Source organism: Kitasatospora sp. NPDC059803, from assembly GCF_042732255.1.
GTDB lineage: Bacteria > Actinomycetota > Actinomycetes > Streptomycetales > Streptomycetaceae > Kitasatospora.
This window is the reverse complement of sequence record NZ_JBHWIJ010000305.1, coordinates 4,677-10,322: the sequence shown is the minus strand read 5'-3', so window position 1 is coordinate 10,322 and position 5,646 is coordinate 4,677. Positions and strand designations below refer to the sequence as shown.

General features: G+C 75.3%; 3 protein-coding genes. All 3 read right to left on the bottom strand.

The window, feature by feature from the left end; translation table 11 throughout:
* Window positions 1–37: 37 nt before the first annotated feature.
* Window positions 38–2,785, bottom strand: coding sequence for a BTAD domain-containing putative transcriptional regulator (locus tag ACFV6I_RS33050; protein WP_380429360.1), 2,748 nt, complete (start codon window positions 2,783–2,785; stop codon window positions 38–40).
* Window positions 2,786–2,999: 214 nt separating this feature from the next.
* Complete coding sequence (locus ACFV6I_RS33045) at window positions 3,000–3,842, bottom strand: hypothetical protein (RefSeq protein ID WP_063345999.1); 843 nt, start codon at window positions 3,840–3,842, stop codon at window positions 3,000–3,002.
* Window positions 3,839–5,646, bottom strand: a 1,808-nt coding sequence (locus ACFV6I_RS33040) for a GMC family oxidoreductase (protein WP_380429355.1), incomplete at its 5' end; no start/stop codon positions are given. The genes ACFV6I_RS33040 and ACFV6I_RS33045, both read right to left, overlap by 4 nt.

Sequence of the window (5,646 nt, the reverse complement as noted above, 5' to 3'; positions counted from 1 at the left end):
GCCGCGGTGTCCAGCCGGGCACCGCGGCCGGCAGCCGCTACCCGTTCCCGCAGGTCCGTACCGCTGCGGCGCGCGCGTAGTAGTCGGCGGCGTCGGCGGTGAAGCCGTCCTGTTCCGCGAGACGGCCCGCGCGGTCGAAGTGGTGCCACGCCTCGCCGTTTCGGTCCAGGGTGGACAGGGCCCTCCCGCAGATGTCCAGGAGCATCGCGCGGCGCGCCACGACCTGGTCCTCCGGGGCGAGGTCGAGCGCGCACCGCGCGAGGGTGAGCGCCTTCGCCGGGCGCTCGTTCAGCAAGTGGTACCGGGCCAGGTAGTAGGTCGTGAGCATCTCGGTCTGCGGGCTGCCGGCCCTGCGGGCGAGCTGTGCGGCCCGCTCGTAGCCGAGGCCGGCCAGGTTCGTGTCGCCGAGTGCCTCCCGGGCCTGGGCCAGGTTGGCGGTGGCGATCGCCTCACCCTCGGTGTCGTCGGCGCGCCGGGCCAGGTCGGGCGCGCGCAGCAGGTGCGGCAAGGCCTCCTCGTACCGGCCGTTCTGCCCGAGGACCCAGCCGAGCAGGCTCCTGACGCGGGATTCCGCGTCGGCCTCGGCCAGTTCGACGGCGGAGCCGAGGGCGTGGCCGAGCGGAGCCTCCCAGTCGGCTCCGGGCTGCTGGACGACCAGGGGCCACAGCAGCAGGGCGAGTCGCCACGCCCGGTGGTGGTGCCGGCCGGCGGCGGCCGCCGCGGTGGCGGCGACGAGGTTGCGCCGTTCCCTGGCGTACCAGGCCATGGCCTCCTCCCGGTCGGCGAAGACGGGCGTCGACACCGGCGTCCGGAAGTCCTCCGGGAGCCGGCAGCAGGGTTGGCTGCCCGCCACCGCCGCGCTCGCGGCGGCCAGGGCGGCGTACAGGTAGTGGTCGAGGAGCGGAAGGAGGCGGTCACCCCCGGGGGCGGGGCCGAGCGAGCGGGCGAACAGCCGGATGAGTCCGTGCAGGGCGTAGCGGTCGTGCCCCCGCTCCTCCACCAGGTTGGCGGCGACGAGGCGTTCCAGCACCGCGCGGCTGCCGGCCGGGCTGTCGTCCGCCAGCGCGGCGACCGCCGCCACGTCGATGTCGGGGCCGAAGTGGTGGGCCAGCAGCCGGAGGGCGGCGACCGCGTCCGGCGGGAGGTGGTCCACGCTGACGCGCAGGACGGAGGCGAAGTCGATGCCGTCCACCGCGAGGAAGGAGATCCGCCGCTGCCCGTCGCGGAGTTCCTCGACCGCGTCGCCGAGCGAGCGCTCGGGTCGCACCGCCAGCCGGGCCGCCGCCAGTCGCAGGGCCAGCGGCAGCCCGTCGCACAGCCGCACCAGGCGCCCGGCGGCGTCCGGTTCCGCTCCGACCCGGTCCGGGCCGAGGATGCGGGCGAACAGTGCCTCACCCTCCCCCGGCCCGAGCCGGTCCAGCAGCAGCGGGCGGGCGCAGTCGCCGGCGACCAGGCTCTCCAGCCGGTTGCGGCTGGTGACGACGGTGGCGCAGCCGTGGGCTCCGGGGAGCAGCGGGCGGACCTGGTCGTAGCTCAGCGCGTCGTCGAGGATGACCAGGAGGCGGCGGTTCCGGAGCAGCGAGCGGTAGAGCGCCTCGGCTGCGGCGGTGTTCTGCGGGATGTCGTCGGGCTGGATGCCGAGCGCGCCGAGGAAGTCCCGGATGACGAAGGCGGGGTCGGCGATCGGGGCGGTGTCGATGAAGCCGCCGAGCCGGGCGAAGAGCACGCCGTCCGGGAAGTCCGCCGCGGCCTGTTGGGCCCAGTGGGCCACCAGCGCGCTCTTGCCGATCCCGGCCGGCCCGGTGACCAGGCAGATGGGCGAGTCGTGTGCGGTGTGCCGCACGGCCGCGTCGAGGGCGGCGAGTTCACGCTTGCGCCCGGTGAAGCCGGCGGGTCGGCGGGGCAGCAGGAGCGGTCGCCGCAGGTCGTGCGCGCCCGGCTGTCCCGTGTGTCCCGCGCCGCGGTGCGCGTCCGCTGGACGGCGGGTGTCGGCCTGGCGGCGGGTGGCCTCCTGGCGGTGCGCGGCCTGCTGCCCGTGGGGGTCCCCGGGCCGGTGCGTGTCCTCCCGTCGGCGTGCGGCGCGTGGCGGGCTGAGGATCCGGTCGTAGGCCTCGACCATCGCGGGGCCCGGGTCGACGCCCAGTTCGTCACCGAGCAGTCGGGCCGTCCGGTGGTAGAGCTCGATGGCCTCGGCCTGCCGGTTCGTCGCCAGCAGGGCGTCGAGCAGGAGCGCCACCAGGGATTCGCGCAGCGGATGCCGGTCCGCCGGGCCGCGCAGCACCGCGACGGCCTCTTCGGCGCGCCGGCCCGCGGTCAGCGCCTGGCCGAGCTCCTCCACCGCGCCGAGCCGCGCCTCCTCCAGTTCCGCTGCTGCGGCGACGACCGGGGGTGTGCCGCAGAGTCCGGCGAGCGCCGGGCCGCGCCAGAGCGCGAGGGCCTTGCGCAGCGCCGGGATCCCGGCCGGTGCGCCGTCGCCGGTGCGCGCTTCGGCGACGGCGGCGCGGAACCGCTCGCCGTCGATGTGGTCGGACGGCGCCTGGAGGAGGTAGCCGTCACAGGCGGTGGCGATGGTGACCGGGCCCACGGGGTGCAGCAGCCGGCGGAGTTGGGAGACGTGCCCCTGGATCACGGTCTTGGCGTGTCTGGGCGGCTGCTCGCCCCACAGGGCGTCGGTGAGACGGTCGTTCGTGACCAGCGCGTCGTTGGCGAGGAGGAGCATCGCCAGCAAGGTCCGGCGTTTCGGTGGCCCGATCTCGACAAACTGCCCGTTGCACCGGACTTCCACCGGTCCGAGCAGCCGGAATTCCAACAAGGGTCCCTCCCCACTGCCGATCACCTGCGCAATGGGTAAGGCTACCCTTGTCAGTGGACACTCACGCGCACACCCCCAGCTGCGGAGGAGCGGTCAGGGGTGCACACGAGAACGGCGTCCACGGTCCGCCGCCCGCCCACTCAGGTGGTGTCGCCCCTGACCGTGACCCGCCCTCGGCTGATGGGCGTCACCGGACGTAGTAGGCGCGGTTGTGGGCGGCGACCGGCGGGGACTGGTAGGTCCAGACCCCGGCGGCCGGGGCGTCGGCGATCAGGTGGGCGAGGTCGCGGGCGGACTCCTCCGCGGGGTTGCCGAGGTCGAGCCGGACACGGTCGGCGGTGCGGTCGTCCAGGGCGTAGTAGCGGTAGGGGTGGTAGACGTTGAGCGGGCCGGCGAGCAGCTTGCCCTCGTCGTCGGTGCCATAACCGGTGATCGGGGTGTTGTTGACGGATTCGGCGGTGAGGCCGATCAGGTTCACGTCGAGGGCGAGGAGTTGCTCGTCGTGGCGGCGCAGCCCGTCCTCCCCGAGGGTGGCCCGGCGGCAGGAGACGGACCAGCGCTCGCGCACGGCGGGGGCGTTGAGCGAGGGCAGCGCGGTCTCGAACCAGCCGGGGTGCTTGGGCTCGGCGTACAGGCGGCGCCCGGCGTCGATGGCGAGCGGGTTGTCGCACAGGACGTGCAGGCGGGCGATCCCGAGCAGCTTGGTCTGGTCGTAACCCCGGGCGTACTGGCCGTAGTTGAGGACCGGCAGGCGGTCCCCGGCGAACACCGGGTGGGCGACCAGGTTGATCTCCAGCTCCTCCGTGATGCCACCGCCGTTCGGGTACTGGGCGAAGTACAGCTGGTAGTTGAGGGACACGCAGGCCCCGCCGTCGAACACGGCGGCGGTCAGGCCGGGGTGGCGCTTGCCGAGCAGTTCGCGCGCCCGCTCGGGCTCGACCAGGTAGTCGACGCCGATGTTGTGCAACGCGCCGTAGTGGAAGGGCAGGTGGTACGGCTCCGGTACGGGCGGGAGCGGCAGGCCGGTCATGGTGTCTCCGGAAGGGCGGGCGAACAGGTGGCGGGCGAAGGAGCGACGGACGAAGGGGTACCGGCGACGGACACCGGGCGGTGCAGGTCCAGCAGGTCCTGGTGGATCCGGTCGGCGCTGCGCAGGGCGAGGGCGGCCATGGTGAGCGAGGGGTTGGAGGTACCGAGCGAGGGCATCGAACCGCACCCGACGGCGTACAGGTTGGGGTGGTCCCAGCAGCGCTGCCAGTGGTCGACGACGGAGGTGGCGGGCGAGTCGCCCATGACGTGGGTGCCGCCGGCGTGGCCCGCGCCCCGGTACCCGTAGGCGGTTCCCAGGTGTTCGAGGCGGCCCGGCCACTGCGGACCGGCCGGGTAGGCGGTGTGGTCCTCGGCGCCGAGCAGGGCGAACAGCTGGTCGGAGACGGCCCGGGCCGAGACCATGCCCGCGCGGACGTACTCGTCGAGGTCGTAGCGGACGGCCGGGCCGGGGAGGCCGAGCGGATCGCGCCGGTCCGGGTCGAGGGTGACCCGGTTGGCCGGGTCGGCGGGCTGCTCCAGTTCGAACTGGAGCGAGAACTGACGGCCGAGCCGGTCGCCGAGGCGTGCCCGCAGCTCCTTGCCGCGCAGCCCGGCGGCCAGCAGTGCGGCCGTCTCCGCCTCGGGGGAGCCACCGGCCCAGGACCAGCCCCAGTTGCCGATCTCGATCCGGAACGGGGCCCGGCGGGCGCGGGCCGGGCCGAAGCGGAAGGCCTCCAGGCCGCTGGTGGAACCGGGCCCCCGGTAGGGGCCGACCTGGCCGGGCATGAGCCCCCAGGTGAGCAGCGCCGGGTGGTCCATCAGGTTGCGGCCCACCTGGTCGCTGCGGTTGGCCAGGCCGGACAGGAGCAGCAGCCGGGCGTTCTCGACGGCGTGCGCGGCGAGGACGACCAGGTCCGCGTCCACCCGGTGGGCCGCGCCGCCGGCCAGGTACTCCACCCCGGTGGCGCGCCCGGTCACCGGGTCGGCGAGCACCTTGGCCACCACGGCCCCGGTGCGCAGTTCGACGCAGGGCGCCCAGCGGGCCTGGGTGCGCAGCGGCGTGTACTTGGCGCCGGTCGGGCAGACCGGGACGCAGCTGGCGCTGCCCGCGCAGGGCGGGCCGAAGCTGTCGCCGGGCCGGGTGGGCAGGCCGTTGCGGGCGTGCGGGGTACCGGTGACGGCGAGCCGGGCGGGGCCGGGCATGGCGGGGTCGCGGACGGTCCGGCCGTCGAGGGCGTGGGCGAGCCGGCGGTCGAGGTGACTGGCCGGGATGGCCCGCATGGGGAAGGCGTAGTCGTCCGGGATCGGCAGTCCGACGGCGCGGCGCTGCTCCCCGGCGTCGGCGGCGACGCCGAGTTCGTGTTCGGCGGCGCGGTAGTACGGCTCCAGGTCGTGGTAGCCGATCGGCCAGTTGCGGCCGCGGCCGAGGTCGCCGGTGCGGAAGTCCTCGGGGTGCATGCGCGGGGTGAGGCCGGTCCAGAGCAGTCCGGTGCCGCCGTTGGCGCGCAGGTAGCCGCTGGCGTAGGGCAGCGGGCCGTCCTGCCGGAGGTGTCCGGTGGCGGTGAAGCCGCCGCCGGGGAGCCCGGTGAGGTCGGTGACGTCGAGGGACGGGGCGTCGGGGTGGTGCGGGTAGGGCGAGGTGGGCGGGCCGCCGCCGGCCGCGCGGTAGGCGGCGGCGGGGGCGGGGCCGGGGGGGTTGGTCCGGGGCCCGCCCCTCGGCGCGGGCGGGGGCGGGGGCAGTTCCGGCTCACCTTCCGCGACCCGGACCGGGAGGTGCTCGGCACGCTGACCATCAGGTTCGGGTC